Origin of the sequence: Amycolatopsis pigmentata (assembly GCF_042684065.1) — a bacterium.
Taxonomy (GTDB): domain Bacteria; phylum Actinomycetota; class Actinomycetes; order Mycobacteriales; family Pseudonocardiaceae; genus Amycolatopsis_E; species Amycolatopsis_E pigmentata.
In genome coordinates this window covers 272,699-290,535 of sequence record NZ_JBHUKR010000011.1, presented here as the reverse complement: position 1 = coordinate 290,535, position 17,837 = coordinate 272,699, and the positions used below count along the sequence as shown (strand labels likewise).

The window sequence follows — 17,837 nt, the reverse complement described above, 5'->3', positions numbered from 1 at the left end:
GCAGGAGGAACACGGCAATGAAGATCGCTAGCGTGAAGATGATCGCGGCTGCGGCCACCCTCGTCGGCCTGAGTGGTCTCGCTATCACCGCGGGACCGGCACGGGCCGCCAACCCCGCCGGCACCCAGGCCCACACCGTCACCAGCGGAGCAGTCCCCACAGACCTCAGTCCTCGCGACCTGTCCACGCTGCCGCTGGCCAACAGCCACCTCACCGAACGTGAGCGGGCCAACCTCGCCGTCGTCCTGGCCCAGTACCACGCGGCCGAGGGCAACAGCATGGACGTCCCCACGTTCGTCGAAAACTTCGCCGGCGACGGCGTCTTCACCGACGTCGTCGCCGGCCAGACCTACAAGGGCAACACGCTCGGTGACGTCCTGTACAAGATGCACCACCTCTTCCCCGACGTCCACCGCGACCTCAAGCGCATCACCGTCAGCGGCGACGTGATCAGCATCGAACTCTCGATCCAGGGCACCTTCTCCGGAACGCTGGAAACCCCAGCCGGCACCGTCCAGCCCAACGGCGCGAAAATCGACGTCCCGACCGCCGACTTCTGGTACCTCAAGGACGGCAAAATCGAAAAGTTCAACTGCTACGTCGGCTACTCCGACCTGTGGACCCAACTCGGCATCAACATCGACTGGGCCTCCGCGGTAGCCAAAGGTTGAACCCACGGCCCGGTGCGGGGCACTACCAGTCGATAGCGCCCCGCACCGGGCCATCCAACTCGACCGCAACCTGCTTGTTCGTTCCCCCTTGCGGTTTCTCACCTTCACGAGGTGATGCACGCCGCGCGATCGCTGCGACCCTGGACCCTGTCCAAGCAGGCAGCAGGGCCAAGGAGGAATCATGACCAAAGCCGCGCCACAAGAAACCCTGACCGGTGTCGCACAAGGCGACGCACCCGTCCTGGAACGCCTCGTCGAAATCAACCTCGACACCATGGAACGATCCGGCCTCGACCAAAGAACCTACTTCCTCACCCGCGTCGCCGCACTCGTCGCCTTGGACGCCGCACCAGTCTCCTACCTCACCAACCTCGGAATGGCCGCCGACGCCGGCGTCACACTCGACGAAGCCAGAGGCGTACTCATCGCCATCTCACCCATCGTCGGCACCGCGAAAGTCGCCTCAGCCGCAGGAAAAATCCTGCGCGCCTTCGGCTTCGCAGTAGCCATGGAAGAAGAGAACACCTGAACACCCACCCCCACCGCGCGCCAGGCACGCCGATCAGACGGCCACCGGATTGCGTTCACAGGCAAGCGGCTACTTCAGGATGCGCGGCATCCTGGTTGAGCATGAAGCCAGGCTTGCGCCGCGGCAACGGTCTCGCCTGCCGTAGCGTCCTCGGGAAGCGGTTGGTCCGGCGGAATCGGGACATTGCCGTAGAGCGTCCCGGTGCGGTCCTCGTCACGAACCTCGGTCACCACGAGCACCGCTCCGTCGCTGAGCGGGAAAATCGTGTTGCCGGTCGCGAATCCCGCGGTCGGACGACCGAAGGTCCTAGCGCGGTTCAGACCACGGAACGCGACGAGGACCGCTTCGGCGGCGCTTGCCGTGACGCCCGAGGTAAGGAGAGCCACCGGTGGGTCCTGATGGGTCAGCATCAGCGGGTTCGCCTCGGCGACCATGTCGGTGCCGTCCAGCCGCGCGTCCTTCACTCAGGCTCCACGTCGTCCTGCGGCCGTCGGCGGAGACGAAATGACCGATCGTGCCGTTGCCGAGCAGCGGCGCCAGCACGGTGACCATGGGCCACATGTTCCCGCCGCCGTTGTGCCGCAGATCCACGATCCAGCCGCAGCGAGCACTATCGCTCACCGCACGAACCGCGGTCATACCCGCTTCTACATAGCGCCGGGCATCGGCGGGGTCGGGAGAAAGAAGGCCGGGAATGGTGAGCATCGCGATGTCGTGATCGACCATTCCCGCGGTGGGCAAGACGATGGAGGACGCGTCACCGGCACGGGCTTCCTCCGGCGTGAGAAGCATTGTGTGCGGATTGCCCAAGGCTTGGATGACATACCGGGTCGCCGGATAGGTGTCCGCCGTCGTCCTGGCCCGCCCGGCCATGCGATGCGCCTGTGTTTCGACGACCGGCCAATCGACCTTGCCCCGATCGAGCGCGTTCTCCCGTAACAATGCGATCGCGAAATCGAGATACCTCGCCGCCGCCTCAGGTCCGGCCGCCGGAGCCGCGCTGACAACGCCGAGCAGCACCACCACCAGCACGAACACTGTCAACGCCGAGCGCCGACCGGCCCCAGTCCCCACACCGACACGATAACCCCGTTACCAGAGATGCACACGGAAGGATGAAGAAGGCAAGCATCTCTAGGTTTCCTCGAACACGCGTTCTACGCTGAGGCGGTCAAGATGACCGTGGGAGACAACCGCGGTCATGTGAGATGGTAGAAGTCTCACCGTAACGCGGTGGAGAGGTGCGTGGACAACGTGGAGCGCGAAAGGGGAGAACGCGATGGCGAGCGCACATGATGTGGCGGCGTACATTCTCGCCCAGCGTGGTCCGATGACGGCGATGAAACTTCAGAAGTTGGTGTACTACAGCCAGGCCTGGCATCTGGTATGGGAAGAAGAGCCACTTTTCGAGGAGCGTATCGAGGCGTGGGCCAACGGCCCCGTGGTGCCAGAGCTGTATCGGGCGCATCGTCAGCGCTGGGAACTCAAGGCCGGCGAAACACTGGGTGGTGACCCCGCCCGGCTGACCGAAAGCGAACGAGAAACCATCGACATCGTCTTGCGTTCTTACGGCAACAAACCGGCGCATTGGCTGAGCGAGTTGACCCATCTTGAACCCCCGTGGAAAGACGCGCGGCAAGCTGCCGGACTCGATGACGGTCAGCGAGGCAGCGCGGTGATCAGCCGTGCCGCCATGTACGAGTACTACGACAGCTTGACCAGTACGGCCGCCGAGGAAGTATGACAAAGCGCGTCAAACGTGCGCCGATGGCAACGGTTCTGCCGAAGAACATTCGGAATCCCCGTTCGGATGTCGTCGCTCTCGTGCCCGACGACCGCAAGCTTCGCCGGGAATTCACGCCCGGCATGGCCGCGGATAAACTGATAATCCTCTTCAGCCGAGTTGACCTCGACTGTGAATGGTGCTTGACCAGAATAACGGCGGAAGATCACCGCTGCCTTCTCGATCGCATACGCTCCATCGAGAGCATGACCCTGTTCCAGGTATTCAGCAACGATGGCAAGATCGGGAAGGACTACGAAATACCGACGCTCCCGAACGCTCGTGCGCGCCGACGGCTGGAAGAGCTCGAATACGACGATCGCGACAAAATCAGCCGTCTCCAGATCACCGGAGAACGGCGACTGTATGGCTTCCGCGCGGGAGCACGTTTCTACGCGCTTTGGTGGGACCCGCATCACAGGATCTGGCCGAGCAAAAAGAAGTGACACGAACGGCGAGGCCGGAGCCCGGGCAGAGACGCACGGTTTCTTACCTTCACGAGGTGATCACCAACCTCGGAATGGCCGCCGACGCCGGCGTCACACTCGACGCGCCGGGCACGCCGATCAGACGGCCGTGTCGAGGAACTCGTCGATGTGACGCCAGGTGGTTTCCCGCGCGCGGCGGCCGGTGAGGACGCCGAGATGGCCGCCGGGGGCCGACTCGAACCGCACCAGGGGCGCGTTCTCCAGGAGGTCGGTGAGGCGCTCGACCGCCGGCAGCGGGGCCAGGACGTCGTCCTCCCCGGCGATGATCAGCGTGGGCACCTTGACCCCGGACAGCGAAATGACCCGGCCGCCGAGGTCGACCGAACCCTCGGCCAGGTCGTTGGTGCGGAAGAACCGGTGGTAGAGCTGGCCGAAGGTGCGGCCGGGGTAGGCGATCATGTGGTCCATGAAGTGCTCGACCGCCTCGATCTGCGCGAGGTAGTCCCGGTCGTCGAGATTGCGCAGGATGGCCAGCGGCTTGGTGATCTCCTTGGTGATTCCGGTCGCCCAGAACGCCCGCCCGACCAGGTACGCCGGCGCTCCGCCGAGCAGCCGGTAGACCGGGGTGAGCAGGTAGCCGCCGGTCAGGTCGATCAACGGGCGCAGCGGCGCGACGATCGGGATGGCGGTGAAGTCGACCGGTGAGGCGATGCTGACGATCGACTCCAGCGGCAGGCTGGGCTGATCGGCGGCGGCGAGCAGCGAAAAGAGTCCGCCGAGGCACCACGAGACCACCCGCACCGGGGCGCCTCCCGCGTCCTCGCTGACCTTCCGGATGGCGCGCGGCAGCACCTCGTCGATCCAGTGCTCGACCCCGAGGCCACGGTCGGCGAAGGCGACCGTGCCGTAGTCCACGAGGTAGGTCGCACGACCGCCGGTGACCAGATGCTCGGCGAGGCTGCAGCCCCGCCGGAGGTCGAAACACAGCGACGGCGCGGCCAGTGGTGGCACCAGCAGGACGGGGCCACCGGAGGGCTCGACCGGCGTCGACATCCGGTAGACGGAACGGTTCGGGCCCTGGTCGATGAGCACCCGCGGCACCGGCCGCAGGTCCGCCAGCCCGCCACGCAGCTTCCCGGCCACGTTCGACGCGGCGGCCGCCAGGCTTCCCGGGGACAGGGAAAGAGTCACGGCTTCCCGACCTTCGCCTCGTACTCGGCCCAGGCTGGTTTCCGGTTGCCGCACGGTGTCCGCGCCAGTCGGGATTTCGCCATGCGGCCATCCTGCCTTGCCCGCCACGGAGCCGACAACAATGTCACAGCCGTTCTTCGAAGATCTGGACCGTGGTGTTTTTCACCGCAACCTCGACGGTCGGGGTGAATCCCTGGTCGCAGCAGGCCGACACCACGTTCACGCGTGCGGTCACGGGCGAAGTCCGGACCCCAACCGTCCAATGTAGACATCAGGCTCACCACCGGACCGGATGGTGATCATGGCACGGTCAGCACTCGCGGGCCGTCCTCGGTCACCGCGACGGTGTGCTCGACGTGGGCCGCCCGGCTGCCGTCGATGGTGTGGATCGTCCAGCCGTCCTCGCCGTACCGGTAGTCGTCGCGGCCGCCCGCGGTGAACATCGGCTCGATGGCGAAGACCATGCCCGCCCGCAGCGTCAGCCCCTTGCCCGGCGGGGCTTCGTTGGGCACGTGCGGCGGCTCGTGCATCGCGCGCCCGATGCCGTGGCCACCGTGATCGGCGGTGAGCCCGTACCCGGCGGCACGCCCGATGACGCCGATGGCGTGCCCGATGTCGCCCATCCGGTTTCCCGGCCTGGCCTGGGCGATCCCCGCGGCGAGTGCCTCCTCGGCGGTCGCGATGAGGTCCAGGTCGGCCTGCTCGGCGTTGCCGACCACGAAACTGATCGCCGCGTCACCGTGCCAGCCGTCCACGGAGGCACCGAAGTCGACGCTCATCAGGTCGCCGTCGCGCAACCGGTACTCGGTCGGGATGCCGTGGACGACGGCGTCGTTGACGCTCGTGCACAGCACCCCAGGATAGGGCATCGGCGCCCAGTTCGGGTGGTAGTTCAGGAACGACGACTTCGCCCCGGCGTCGGCGAGCATGTTCGCCGCCAGGTCGTCCAACTCCCGCAGGCTCGTCCCGGCCGCCGCGTGGTCACGGACCGCGTGCAGTACCGTCGCGACCACACGACCCGCCTCGCGCATGACGGCCACTTCGGCCTCGGTCTTCATCTCGATCACACTCTCACCCCACACCGGTATACTTATACCGTAACCCTCTCCGCCCGGCGAAGGGGTACCGCACAACCGGTGGAGGGCCCTCAGCCGAGCCCGAGGGCACGGGCGATGAGCACGCGCTGGATTTCGCTGGTGCCCTCGCCGATCTCGAGGATCTTGGCATCCCGGTAGAACCGGCCGACCGGGAACTCGTTCATGAAACCGTAGCCGCCGAAGATCTGGGTCGCGTCGCGGGCGTTGTCCATCGCCGCGTTCGACGACACCAGTTTCGCGATGGCGGCCTCCTTCTTGAACGGCTCCCCACGCAGCATCTTCGCCGCAGCCGCGTAGTAGGCCAGCCGCGCGGTGTGCGCACGCGCCTCCATGTCCGCGACCTTGAACTGGATCGCCTGGTACTCGCCGATCCGGTGCCCGAACGCCTCGCGCTCACCGACATACCGCACGCACTCGTCCACGCATCCCTGCGCCAAGCCCACGCCGATCGCCGCGATCGCGACCCGGCCCTCGTCCAGCACGGACAGGAACTGGGCATAACCCCGCCCGCGCTCGCCGAGCAGGTTCTCCTCCGGCACCGAGCAGTCCGAAAAGGACAGTTCATGGGTGTCCGAGGCGTTCCAGCCCACCTTGGAGTACTTCGGCGCGACGGTGAAACCTTCGCTGCCGGACGGAACGATGATGGTGGAGATCTCCTTGCCACCGTCGGGCGCCGTCCCGGTGACCGCGGTGATACTGACCAGGCGCGTCAGCTTCGTGCCCGAGTTGGTGATGAAGGACTTGCTCCCGTTGATCACCCACCGCCCGTCGACGAGCTTCGCCGTGGTCCTGGTCGCGCCGGCGTCCGACCCGCCGCCCGGCTCGGTCAACCCGAACGCGCCCAGCGCCTCACCGGTGCACAGTGCGGGCAGCCAGCGTTCCTTCTGCTCGGCCGTGCCGAACCGGAAGATCGGCATGGCGCCGAGCGAAACTCCGGCTTCGACCGTCACCGCGACCGACGAGTCGACCCGGGCCAACTCCTCCAGCGCCAGGCACAGCGCGAAGTAGTCCCCGCCCATGCCGCCGTAGGACTCGGGGAAGGGCAGGCCGAACAGGCCCATCGCGCCCATGCGCTCGACGAGTTCGTACGGGAACTCCTCGCGCTCGTAGTAGCCACCGATGACCGGCGCCACCTCGGCACGCGCGAAGTCCTGCACCGTCTTTCTCAAGGTCTCGTGCTCTTCGGTCAACCGGAAGTCGATCATGATTTCTTCCTCTTTCTCCGCGGCCTTGCGCGACTTGAGAAGATCACCGGATCTCCTCTTGTTCCCGAAGTTCGGCGTGCGGGGTCACCACGGCGAGGGTCTCGTCCAGCGCGACCTGTTGGCCCGCCTGCACAAGCAACTGGCTGACCACGCCGTCGACCGGCGCGACCAGCGTGTGCTCCATCTTCATGGCCTCGACCACGAGCAAGGGCGAGCCGGCACTGACGTGCTCACCCGGCGAGACCTTGACCACGAGGACGGTGCCCGGCATCGGGCTGGTCACCGGCCCCGCGTCGCTCGATTCGCCGTGCGTGGCAAGCAGGTTCGGCCGTTCGCCGATCGCCACGCAACGACCGTCCCTGGCCAGCCACAGGTCCCCGCCGAGCGCGCGCAGGTAGCGCCGGAACTCCCCGGCGTAGTGGACCTCCAGCCTGTCCCCGGCGCGCCGGCCGGAAACCTCAACGGGTTCACTGTCGCCGACGGTGACCACCGCCGATTCCGGCGTGCCCTCGATCCGCACCAAGGCCTCGGTCTCCCCCGCCCGTAAGCGGAAGACGACACCACCGGGCGCGCCGAGCCGCCAGCCGCTCGGCACTTCCCACGGGTCCGCGTCACCCTGCGGGGTCAGCTCGATCAACCGGTCGAGCGCGGCCGCCACGAAGAACTCCTCGTCCACGGTGTGCCGGACCAGCGTGTCCAGCTTTCGCTCGACCAGCCCGGTGTCGATACGTCCATTGTGGACATCCGGGTCGGCGAGCAGCGCCCGCAGGAACGTCACGTTGGTGACCACGCCGGGCACCGCGACCTCCGCCAGCGCCCGATCGAGCCGGTGCACCGCGGCCGCGCGATCCGGTCCCCAGGCGATCACCTTCGCGAGCATCGGGTCGTAGTTCGAGGAAACCACCGTGCCCGGCGCGAGCCAGGAATCGACGCGGACGCCCCGCGGTTCGCCCACGGCGAGCACGGTGCCTCCGGTCGGGATGAACCCGCGGGCGGGATCTTCGGCGTAGACCCGGGCCTCCACGGCATGCCCGTTGAAGCGGATGTCCTCCTGGGCAAGCGAAAGCCGCTCACCGGCGGCGACCCGCACCTGCCACTCGACGAGGTCCAGACCGGTGACCAGCTCGGTCACCGGGTGCTCGACCTGCAGGCGCGTGTTCATCTCCATGAAGAAGAACTCGCCGGGCCGCTCCGCCGAAACGATGAACTCGACCGTGCCCGCGCCGGTGTACCCGACGGACCGCGCCGCCTCCACGGCGGCTTCGCCCATCCTCGCGCGGGTCGCCTCGTCCAGCAGGACCGAAGGGGCTTCCTCGATGATCTTCTGATGCCGCCGCTGGAGGCTGCATTCTCGTTCGCCGAGATGGATGACGTGGCCGTGGGCGTCGGCGAGCACCTGGATCTCGATGTGCCGCGGGGTGGGCACGAACCGCTCGACCAGCAGGCGATCGTCCCCGAACGACGAGGCGGCCTCCCGGCGTGCCGACTCGACCGCCGCGTCCAGTTCGTCCGGGCTCGTGACCAGGCGCATGCCCTTGCCGCCACCGCCCGCCGATGGCTTGAGCAGTAACGGATAACCCACCTCGTCCGCCGCTGAGGGGTCCGTACCACCCGGGACCACCGGAACCCCGGCGGCGGAAACCGTGGCCTTGGCGCGGATCTTGTCGCCCATCGCGTCGATGGCCGACGCGGGCGGCCCGATGAAAACGATCCCCGCGTCGGCGCAGGCCTGGGCGAAGCGGGCGTTTTCCGCCAGGAACCCGTACCCCGGATGCACGGCCTGCGCACCGGCGCTCTTGGCCGCCCGCACCACGTCGTCGATGGCCAGGTAGCTCGAAATCCGCAGGGCCGCGTCCGCCTCGCGCACCTGGCGGGTGCCGGCGTCGGCGTCGGTGTAGACCGCGACGGTGCGAATCCCCATGCGCCGCAACGTGTCCATCACCCGGATGGCGATCTCGCCCCGGTTGGCAACCAGAACCGTGTCGAACATGCTCACATCCTGAAGACGCCGTAGCCGATGGGTTCGAGTGGCGCGTTCGCCGCGACCGACAGAGCGAGCCCGAGCACCGTCCGGGTGTCGCCGGGTTCGATCACGCCGTCGTCCCACAGCCGCGCGGTCGAGTAGTAGGGGTTGCCCTGTTCCTCGTACTGGGCACGGATTTCGTCCTTGAAGGCCTCGGCGTCCCCGGCATCGTCGCGGCGGACGGCGGAAAGCACCGACGCGGCCTGCTCGCCGCCCATCACCGAGATGCGCGCGTTCGGCCACATCCACAGGAAACGGGGAGAATAGGCACGGCCGCACATCGAGTAGTTGCCCGCGCCGAACGAACCACCGATGACCACGGTCAGCTTCGGTACCCGGGCGCACGCCACCGCGGTGACCATCTTCGCGCCGTGCTTGGCGATCCCGCCCGCCTCGTAGTCCTTGCCCACCATGAACCCGCTGATGTTCTGCAGGAACACCAGCGGAACGCCGCGGCGGTCGCACAGTTCGATGAAGTGCGCGCCCTTCATCGCCGACTCGGAGAACAGCACCCCGTTGTTCGCGATGATCCCCACCGGGTGTCCGTGGATCCGCGCGAACCCGGTCACCAGCGTGGCGCCGTATTCCTTCTTGAACTCGGCGAACCGGCTGCCGTCGACGATCCTGGCGATCACTTCGCGCACGTCGTAGGGGGTGCGCGAGTCGGTGGGCACGACCCCGGGCAACTGCGAAGGGTCGACGGCGGGCTCCTCGGAGGCCACCACGTCCCACGGCCTGGGCGTGCGCGGCCCCAGAGTGTCCACGATGGACCGGACGATCCGCAGGGCGTGGGCGTCGTCGACGGCGAGGTGGTCGGTGACGCCCGATGACCGCGCGTGCACGTCACCGCCGCCCAACTCCTCGGCCGTGACGACCTCGCCGGTCGCGGCCTTCACCAGCGGCGGTCCGCCGAGGAAGATCGTGCCCTGGTTGCGCACGATCACGGCCTCGTCGCTCATCGCCGGCACGTAGGCACCACCGGCGGTGCACGAGCCGAGCACGGCGGCGATCTGCGGGATGCCGCGCGCCGACATGGTCGCCTGGTTGTAGAAGATGCGGCCGAAATGTTCACGATCCGGGAACACCTCGTCCTGCCTCGGCAGGAACGCGCCGCCCGAATCGACCAGGTAGATGCACGGAAGATTGTTGTGCAGGGCCACTTCCTGCGCGCGAAGGTGCTTCTTCACGGTCATCGGGTAGTAGGTGCCGCCCTTGACCGTGGCGTCGTTGGCGACGACCACGCATTCGCGCCCGGACACCCGCCCGATGCCGGTGATGATGCCCGCCGAAGGGGCTTCGTCACCGTAGAGTCCACCGGCGGCGAGCGGGGACAGTTCGAGAAACGGTGAGCCCGGGTCGAGCAGCGCGTCGACCCGGTCACGCGGCAGCAGCTTGCCGCGTTCGACATGCCGGATCCGCGCCTTCTCGGGGCCGCCGAGCCGCGCGACCGACAGGCGTTCGCGCAGCTCGGCGACGAGTGCTGCGTGCGACTCCGCGTTGCGGGCGTAGGCCTCGCTCCGCGGGTCGGCGGAACTGGTGAGCGTGGGAGCGTTCATGACCACCGGGGTGTTAGTCGTCGTTAACGTCACCCTTGATGTTAACGACGACTAACCTCGGCGGCAAGACAGCCCGGTGTTACTCAGCTGACAGCTTGACGCGGGTTTTTCAGGAGTGCGACGGGCGAACGCTCTTGTAGAAGATCTTGGCGTTGGCCTGCAGGTTGGGCAGGTACCCGTTCTGCTGTCCGGCGGCGTTCGGGTGGAACGACGGCGTGATGTCGGGGAGCTCCACGCCGTGGATCCAGTCGCTGCCCGAGCACACCTGGTGGCCGACGAACGACGACCGGACGTCGGCGTAGGTGAAGCCCGCCTTCTTCGCCGCGGCCTGAATCACCCCGTCGAGCACGCCCGCACCCTCGTTGAGGTAGCCGCGCGAAGTGTCGGACGGCGCGAAGGGGCAGGAAGGGTTGCCCAGCGCGTACAGCGCCGGGTAGCCCAGCACCACGACGTGCGCCTTGGGCGCCTTGCTCTTGATCTGCGAGTACAGGTTGTCGAGGAGCCCCGGCAGGCTGTTCCGGGCAATGTCCTCGCCCTTGTCCACCGCCTTCTTGCAGTCGGCGTCGGTGCCACCGGTGAGAGAGCCCTCCACGCACTGCGTGACGACGTCGGTGAACTCGACGTCATTGCCGCCGACGGTGATCGAGACCAGATTGGTCGACGAGCTCAGCTTTCCCAACTGGTCTTTGAGCACGGTCGCGGTCGTCGCGCCGCTGCAGGCCTGGAAGTCCAGCGTGGCACTGTTCGCTTTGGCGTAAAGCTCGGGGTAGGCATTCGTGTTTCTCAGGCACTTGTTGGGATCCGAGGCATCCACGGCGGTCCCGCCGGCGCCCACCCCGGCGGCGTAGGAGTCACCGAGCGCGGCGTAGTTCAACGACGCACCCGAAGCGACCCCCGTCAGCCCGAATGTCGCCGCCGCTGCGGCAGCCGCCACGGCCACGGCAGCACCAATCTTGAAACTTTTCGACACTGTGGGTCCCTTTCGTATGGAGGAATCTCCCCCCGGAAGGGAATATCAGACGCGTCGTGGCGGCAGAAGGGTTTCGGAACGCTCTTTCCCGAAGATGACCAAGACGGCGCTCGATCGTGCGGGGCCGGTCATCGAACACAACCGGCCCCGCACCGAAACGTCACACCCCGGACTTGAAGGTGGGCAGGTACCCGCCCTTCTGGCCGGCGGCGGTCGGGTGATAGGACTCATCGATCGGGTAGGTGACGCTGTTCAGCCAGGAATCACCCGAACAGATCTCATGACCGGTGAAGGCAGGCCGGACGTCGCCGAAGGTGAAGCCGGCGTTGCTCGCCTCTTTCTGGATCGTCGTGTCGAGCGTGTCGGCGCCGCCGTTGATGTAACCGCGCGAGGTGTCGGACAAGCCGACGATGCACGAGCCACCGATCTTGTAGAAGTGCGGATAGCCGAGAACGACGACGTGTGCCTTGGGAGCCTTGCTCTTGATCGCGGAATACACCGCGTCGAGCCTCGACGGCAGGGTGGTCCGGACATAGTCCTCCGCGCTGGTCACGGCGTCCTTGCAGGCGGATTCGCCTTCGAGCACGCACGTCTCCATCACGGTGGAGAATCCGGCGTCATTGCCACCGACGGTGATCGACACCAGGTTGGTGGACGAACTGAGCGCGCCGACCTGGTTGTTCAGCACGTCCGTGGTCTTCGCGCCGGAACACGCCTGGAAACTCAGCGCCGCACCGGACGATGAGGAGTAGAGCTCGGGGTAGGCGTTCGCGCTTCGCTTGCAGCTACTGGAATCGAGGTAGCTGCCCGCTCCGACACCGGAGGAGTAGGAGTCACCAAGAGCGACATAGTTGGTGGCCGCGTCCGCCACCCCGGCAAACCCCAGAGTCGCCAGCGAGGCGACCGCGCCGACGACGAGTGCCTTTACCGATCCGGCCGAAGGTAGGCGGACACGGTCCGCAGCCGATCTGCTTGTCTGGACCCATTTCCGCCGTGACCGCCGTCTGATTGGTAACGAATGGCAAAGCAACACGTTGCCGACCTCCCGTAAGAGATGAACTCACGGAAGGCTTACCAGGCGTTTCAATCACCGGAACACCCACTTTAGACGGGTCTCGACCAGGATGTTAGCGATCGCTAACGTGGACCCGATAGCATGACAACCGTGTCGACCCCCACCCCGCTCGTGAACGGCGCCAAGTCCGGCCGCCGCGAGCAGATCCTCGCCGCCGCCGCGGACCTGTTCGCCCATCATGGCTTCCACGGTGTCGGCATCGACGACATCGGCGCGGCGGTGGGCATCTCGGGCCCGGCGCTGTACCGGCATTTCCGCAGCAAGGACGCGATGCTCGGGGAGATGCTGAGCTCGATCAGCCAGTTCCTGCTCGACGGCGGCACGGCTCGCACCGGCGACGCGGAAGATCCCGAGCGCACCCTGGACGCCCTGGTCGAGTTCCACGTCGACTTCGCGCTCCGGCATCCGTCGCTGATCGTGGTCCAGGAGCGCAATCTGGCCAACCTGACCGACGCCGATCGCAAGCAGGTCCGCGCGCTCCAGCGGCGATACGTCGAGGTGTGGGTCCGCGCGATCCGCGATGCGGTGCCCGGCACCGGAGAGCGGCAGGCACGATCGGCTGCGCACGCGGTGTTCGGACTGATCAACTCGACGCCGTACAACCGCCATCTGGATGACACCGAACTGGCGGACCTTCTCCGGCGCCTGGCCCTCGGCGCGCTCCGGTCTCTGGTCTAGCGCGTGGCAAAACACGGTCCAGGTCCCTCGCACGAACACCCGGTCTAGCTGAGGCGGGAAATCCTGTGTTTGATGGGACGGGTGACCGAGAAGCGGAAGCTCGTGCGGAAGGCGCAGCGTGCTCTTGTCGCCATGCAACTCGGCCGCGACGACGAAGCCCTCGACCAGGTGGCGCCTTCGGCCCGTGACAAGCCGGCGCAAACCGCCGAAATGCGCGAGTTGATGCTGTTGCTGTTCGGCGAGTGCAGCGCGATGGTGTCCGCGCTCGGTGACGGCGGTAGCGCACCGGTGAAGGTGCAGGTGTTCGACGAGACGGGCGAAGAGGTTTCGATCGATCAGGCCGACCCGCCGGTCCGCACGGCGGTCCGGACCTTGCTGGCCGAGGTGCACGGCAACAGCCAGGCAGCCGTGGAGCAGGTCGAGATCGCCCTCGCGAACGCCGCTCCCGAGGAGGTCAACAGTCTCGTCCTGCAGGCGCTGCGCTGGACGATCCGGCTGTCCACCGAGTGCCAGGCACGCGCCCTGCCGCTGACACCCTGGATTTCCGAAGCTCTCACCTAGGGCGGGTCGCCGGGTGCGCGGCTCAGCTGAGGGCAGTGACCAGCAGGGCGAAGGCGGCGATGATGACCGCGACGCGGACGTAGTGGAAGCGGTCCCAGCGGTTCTTCTGCCGCTTCCAGTCGGCGGGCCGGTGCTCAGGCGTCCAGGTCTTGAGCCGGTTGTTGATCGGGACGAGGAGTGAGATCGACATGATCACGCTGAGGATCAGCAGTGCGCCGGCGGTGACGACGAGGCCGGTGCCGTGGTGGTGCCATCCGGCGATGGCCCAGACCACGACCAGAACGAGCGAAGTGATGTACCAGAACGGCATCACGGCGCCGAGCATCCGGCCTCCGTGGGCGTGGGCGCGCAGGCCACTGTCGCCCGGGAGCCCGTCGAAGATCCGGTTCATGACGAAGGCGACGGAGAACTCCACCCCCACCATCACGCCGACGACCACGGTGGTGAACACCTCCAGTCCGTTGAGCATGAGGACTCCTCCTGAAATCTAGCGCTGATAGCTGCCAGGTCAACGCTACACTTTCACCGCTCTGTTGACTAGCAACGCTAGATACCTCTCACCAGAATAAAGCTTGCCCCAAATATATCTCAGTAACTAAGATACTTACATGACTGAAGAGAATGTGGAAGTTCTGGTAGTCGGCGCCGGCCTCGCCGGGCTGACCGCGACCATGGTTCTGGCCCAGCAAGGAATCCGGGTCCTCACGGTGGACCGGCATCCCGGCACGTCGATCCACCCCAGAGCATCGGGACAGAGCTCCAGGACGATGGAGCTCTACCGCTACGCCGGCATCGACCGGAAGGTGCTGGGGGTGAGCAAGCGGGCGTCCCAGGGACTGCGGATCACGATCGCGTCGAGCCTCAACGGCAAGGTCCTCAACCGCATCCTCGAAGACCTTTCCGAGATCGACCTGGACGCCGCGACCGCCTTGCCCTGGGGCATGGCCGGGCAGGACGTGGTCGAACCGGTCCTGCTCGCCCGGGCCGGCGAACTCGGCGCGGACGTGCGGTTCTCCACCGAACTCGTGTCGTTCGAACAGGATGACGAGGGAGTCACCGCCGTGCTGAGCACCGGCACCGTGCGGGCGAAGTACCTGGTCGCCGCGGACGGTGGGCGCAGTCCGGTGCGCCGCCGCCTCGGTGTCCCCACCGAGGGCATGGGCACCATCGGGCAGGCCATCGGCGTGGTGTTCGACGCCGATCTCGGCGACCGGCTCCAGCCCGACATCACCGACCTGTACTACCTCCAGCATCCGCGGTTCACCGGTGCGCTGGTCAACACCGACATCCCCGGACGGTTCGTCTTCGGCACGGACCTTCGGCCGGAAAACGGCGACAAGGTCGAGGACTTCACCGAAGACCGGGTCACCGAGCTGATCCGGCTCGCCACCGACCTGCCCGGCCTGGCACCGGACATCCGGTGGATCGGCGCGTGGGACATCGCCGCACGCGTCGCCACGAAGTTCCGCGCGGGCCGCGTGCTCCTCGCGGGCGACGCCGCCAAGGTGACCCCGCCGACCGGTGGCATGGGCGGGAACACCGCGGTCGGCGACGGGCACGACGTGGCGTGGAAACTCGCGGCCGTCCTGCGTGGCGAAGCGGGCCCCGGACTGCTCGACAGTTACGAGGCCGAACGCAAGCCGTTCGCCGAGATGGTGGTCAACGCGTCGCTGCACAACATGAAGCAGCGCATGCGGACCGACCTGGACCTGACCGGCCTGCCCGAACCGGAGGACCCGATCGAACTGGCGCTGGGCTACCGCTGCCGTTCGGCGGCCGTGGTGATCGACGACGACGATCCGCGACCCACCGAGAACCCGAACAAACCCAGTGGCCGCACCGGATTCCGCGCCCCGCACGTGCCGATCACCGTCGACGGCCTTTCAATGTCCACAACGGACTTCTTCGGGCACGGCTGGGTGCTGATGACCGCGGACCCCGCCTGGCGCGAGGCCGCCGCCTCGGCCCGGCCCGTCGTCACCCCTCGCGTGCTCGGTGAAGACTTCACCGCCGCCGACGGCCTGTTCACGGACCGCTACGGAATCGGGCCGGGCGGCGCCACCTTGGTCCGCCCGGACGGTGTCGTCGCGTGGCGGACGGTGCGGGGAGTGGACGACCGGACGAGTGTTCTCTCCGGTGTTCTCGACCGCGTGCTCTGTCGCTGACGGAAAACCCCTGGACAATGAACGCACGGAGACGGGTTGCGCTGGTGCCGACCGCTCTCGCCGTCGGGGCGGGGAAAGCGGCAACTGGAGCTACCGCCTACTGCACCAGCGTGAATTCGTCGCTCAAGTCCGGCCACGTCGAGTGGTAGGCGCAGCGGCGTAGGGACGCCGGTCACCGGAGGCGGGTTCTGCGACACCACTCGGGGTGCGGGTCGACCGGCACCGCCTGTCGTCACACGGGTCCTCGGACGATCCGCCGCATCATCGAAGATTCCCTCCGGTGCCCGGCCGACCAGGCACTCTTGGTCGTTCTCGCCTCACCAGCCCGGCGTATGCTCCGCGAATGGTTTCCGTGCGCAGCGTGGTCGACCGCGTCGGGCCGACTCTGCTCCACGCGGTCGTGTTGCCGGAACCGTGCCCCGCGGTCGCGGATGTGGTCATCGCCGAGCCCGGCTCGGTTCAGGTGGCGGCCGGTGACCTGGTGCTCGGTGTGTCCGTCACCGGCGTCGCCGACGCGGTCGCCCTGCTGAAGGAGAGCGCGGCACGTGAAGCGGCCGCGGTGCTGGTGAAACCGCCGGTGGCGGGAAAACCGGCACTGCGGCGCGCGGCACGTTCCGCGGGCATCGCGCTGATCTCGGTCCGGGCGGCGACCGCGTGGGCGCAACTGGTCTGGCTGCTGCGCACCGTGCTGGACGCGGCCTCCCCCGACGACGGCGGTGAGGAGGCGGGCAGCCCCGGTGACCTGTTCCGGCTCGCCGACGTGGTCGCATCGGTGGTCGACGCGCCGGTCACCATCGAGGACACCAATTCCCGCGTGCTGGCCTACTCGGCGCGCCAGGACCTGACCGACCCGGCGCGGGTTTCCACGATCATGGGCCGTCGCATCCCCGACGACGTCCTCGCCCGGTTCCGGTCGCGCGGGGTCTTCCGTGAGCTGTCCCGGGGCAGGCAGACGATTTTCGTCGCGGCACAACGGGATGGCACATTGCCGCGGCTGATCGTGCCGATCCGGATGGGCGGCGAACTGCTCGGCTCGATGTGGGCCGTGGTCGACGGACCGGTCTCCGAGGAACGCGCCGCCGCGTTCGCCGACACCGCTCCCGTCGTCGCGTTGCATCTGCTGCGACGACGTGCGCACGCGGACTCCCAACGCCGTGCCTCGGCTGAGCTGCTCCGTGCGGTGCTGGAAGGAAAAGCGGGGCCGCGTGAGGCCATCGCCGGGTTGGAGTTGGCCGACGAACCGCACCGCGTGGTCGTCGTGGACACCCGCGGCAGCGACCCCACCGACGGCGAAGGCTCGCGCCTGGCGTTACTGGAACGGATTTCGCAGGGCATCGGCAGGCGTGCGGTCGCCACGGAGCTCGACGGTCTGCTCTACGCGGTCGTTCCGGACGCCGACGGGCCGGGATCCTGGTCCGAGCTGCGCGCCGCGCTCACCGACCGCCCCGGGACGCACCGGGTGGCCGCCGGCGCGCCGGTGGACATCGGCGAGCTGGCGAAATCCCGGAAGCAGGCCGAAGAAACGCTCGGCGTGCTCCGCGCCGGCCTGCTCGACGGTTCGGTCGGCAGTTTCGACGAGTTGTGGACCGTGCTGGCGCTGCACCGCGCGGCGAGCGCGGCCGCCACGGCGCAGGTGGCCGATCTGGGCCCGCTCGAACGACTGCGCGCGCACGACCGGGAAAACAACAGCGGATATGTCGACACGTTGTACGAATGGTTGCGCTTTCCCGGTGATCCGCGTGCCGCGGCGGGAGCCTTGCGTATCCATCCCAACACTTTCCGGTACCGCATGCGCCGGTTGCTGGAAATCGTTTCGCTGGACCTGGACGACGCCGACGTGCGGTTGGCGCTCCTCGTTCAGCTCGTTTCGTTACGATGGGCCTGACCGTGCCGTTCGTTCCCCAT

General features: G+C 67.4%; 18 protein-coding genes. 8 read left to right on the top strand and 10 right to left on the bottom strand.

All coding sequences use genetic code 11. The features are described 5' to 3' along the window. Positions 1–17: 17 nt before the first annotated feature. A complete protein-coding gene (locus tag ACFSXZ_RS23460; protein WP_378267296.1) occupies positions 18–671 on the top strand; it encodes a nuclear transport factor 2 family protein in 654 nt (217 codons plus the stop codon). A 181-nt stretch (positions 672–852) separates the two neighbouring features. After that, positions 853–1,200 carry a carboxymuconolactone decarboxylase family protein gene (locus tag ACFSXZ_RS23455; RefSeq protein WP_378267295.1) on the top strand — a complete coding sequence of 116 codons (348 nt, stop codon included), beginning with the start codon at positions 853–855 and terminating at the stop codon, positions 1,198–1,200. A 74-nt stretch (positions 1,201–1,274) separates the two neighbouring features. Here the strand turns inward: ACFSXZ_RS23455 and ACFSXZ_RS23450 are convergent, their stop codons facing one another. Both ACFSXZ_RS23450 and ACFSXZ_RS23445 read right to left on the bottom strand, forming a co-directional pair. Next, a complete protein-coding gene (locus tag ACFSXZ_RS23450) occupies positions 1,275–1,610 on the bottom strand; it encodes a S41 family peptidase (protein WP_378267294.1) in 336 nt (111 codons plus the stop codon). Continuing rightward, entirely contained in the window at positions 1,507–2,274 is a 768-nt protein-coding gene (locus tag ACFSXZ_RS23445; protein WP_378267293.1) for a S41 family peptidase, read from the bottom strand. Before ACFSXZ_RS23445 ends, ACFSXZ_RS23450 begins: the two co-directional genes overlap by 104 nt. Before the next feature lie 205 nt (positions 2,275–2,479). On the opposite strand from ACFSXZ_RS23445, the gene ACFSXZ_RS23440 reads away from it, so the two are divergent. Beyond that, positions 2,480–2,944 (top strand): Panacea domain-containing protein, encoded by a 465-nt coding sequence (locus ACFSXZ_RS23440; protein ID WP_378267292.1) that lies wholly within the window; start codon positions 2,480–2,482, stop codon positions 2,942–2,944. A 23-nt stretch (positions 2,945–2,967) separates the two neighbouring features. Then, the gene (locus ACFSXZ_RS23435; RefSeq protein ID WP_378267291.1) at positions 2,968–3,429 is read left to right on the top strand and encodes a hypothetical protein; all 462 of its coding nucleotides are present in this window, start codon (positions 2,968–2,970) and stop codon (positions 3,427–3,429) included. Between the two features lie 120 nt (positions 3,430–3,549). Here ACFSXZ_RS23435 and ACFSXZ_RS23430 read toward each other — a convergent pair whose 3' ends face one another. The 7 genes from ACFSXZ_RS23430 to ACFSXZ_RS23400 form a co-directional block, all read right to left on the bottom strand. Next, the gene (locus ACFSXZ_RS23430) at positions 3,550–4,602 is read right to left on the bottom strand and encodes an alpha/beta hydrolase (protein WP_378267290.1); all 1,053 of its coding nucleotides are present in this window, start codon (positions 4,600–4,602) and stop codon (positions 3,550–3,552) included. Between the two features lie 299 nt (positions 4,603–4,901). Continuing rightward, a complete protein-coding gene (gene map, locus ACFSXZ_RS23425; RefSeq protein WP_378267289.1) occupies positions 4,902–5,669 on the bottom strand; it encodes a type I methionyl aminopeptidase in 768 nt (255 codons plus the stop codon). An 80-nt stretch (positions 5,670–5,749) separates the two neighbouring features. Next, a complete protein-coding gene (locus tag ACFSXZ_RS23420; protein ID WP_378267288.1) occupies positions 5,750–6,904 on the bottom strand; it encodes an acyl-CoA dehydrogenase family protein in 1,155 nt (384 codons plus the stop codon). A 43-nt stretch (positions 6,905–6,947) separates the two neighbouring features. Continuing rightward, a complete protein-coding gene (locus ACFSXZ_RS23415; protein WP_378267287.1) occupies positions 6,948–8,894 on the bottom strand; it encodes an acetyl/propionyl/methylcrotonyl-CoA carboxylase subunit alpha in 1,947 nt (648 codons plus the stop codon). Between the two features lie 2 nt (positions 8,895–8,896). Then, a complete protein-coding gene (locus ACFSXZ_RS23410; RefSeq protein WP_378267286.1) occupies positions 8,897–10,483 on the bottom strand; it encodes a carboxyl transferase domain-containing protein in 1,587 nt (528 codons plus the stop codon). A gap of 109 nt (positions 10,484–10,592) precedes the next feature. Then, positions 10,593–11,423 carry an SGNH/GDSL hydrolase family protein gene (locus tag ACFSXZ_RS23405; RefSeq protein WP_378267285.1) on the bottom strand — a complete coding sequence of 277 codons (831 nt, stop codon included), beginning with the start codon at positions 11,421–11,423 and terminating at the stop codon, positions 10,593–10,595. Positions 11,424–11,613: 190 nt separating this feature from the next. Next, complete coding sequence (locus ACFSXZ_RS23400; protein ID WP_378267284.1) at positions 11,614–12,324, bottom strand: SGNH/GDSL hydrolase family protein; 711 nt, start codon at positions 12,322–12,324, stop codon at positions 11,614–11,616. Between the two features lie 315 nt (positions 12,325–12,639). Between ACFSXZ_RS23400 and ACFSXZ_RS23395 the strand changes: the two genes are divergently transcribed. Together ACFSXZ_RS23395 and ACFSXZ_RS23390 are read left to right on the top strand one after the other, a co-directional pair. After that, complete coding sequence (locus ACFSXZ_RS23395; RefSeq protein ID WP_378267586.1) at positions 12,640–13,206, top strand: SACE_7040 family transcriptional regulator; 567 nt, start codon at positions 12,640–12,642, stop codon at positions 13,204–13,206. A 72-nt stretch (positions 13,207–13,278) separates the two neighbouring features. Next, the gene (locus tag ACFSXZ_RS23390) at positions 13,279–13,767 is read left to right on the top strand and encodes a hypothetical protein (protein WP_378267283.1); all 489 of its coding nucleotides are present in this window, start codon (positions 13,279–13,281) and stop codon (positions 13,765–13,767) included. A gap of 22 nt (positions 13,768–13,789) precedes the next feature. On the opposite strand, the gene ACFSXZ_RS23385 is transcribed toward ACFSXZ_RS23390, so the two are convergent. After that, positions 13,790–14,236, bottom strand: a complete 447-nt coding sequence (locus ACFSXZ_RS23385; RefSeq protein WP_378267282.1) for an anthrone oxygenase family protein — start codon at positions 14,234–14,236, stop codon at positions 13,790–13,792. Positions 14,237–14,375: 139 nt separating this feature from the next. Here ACFSXZ_RS23385 and rdmE point away from each other — a divergent pair, with 139 nt between their 5' ends. Continuing rightward, positions 14,376–15,932: an aklavinone 12-hydroxylase RdmE gene (gene rdmE, locus ACFSXZ_RS23380; protein WP_378267281.1), complete on the top strand. Its 1,557-nt coding sequence runs from the start codon at positions 14,376–14,378 to the stop codon at positions 15,930–15,932. A 343-nt stretch (positions 15,933–16,275) separates the two neighbouring features. Beyond that, a complete protein-coding gene (locus ACFSXZ_RS23375) occupies positions 16,276–17,817 on the top strand; it encodes a PucR family transcriptional regulator (protein ID WP_378267280.1) in 1,542 nt (513 codons plus the stop codon). Positions 17,818–17,837: the final 20 nt, after the last annotated feature.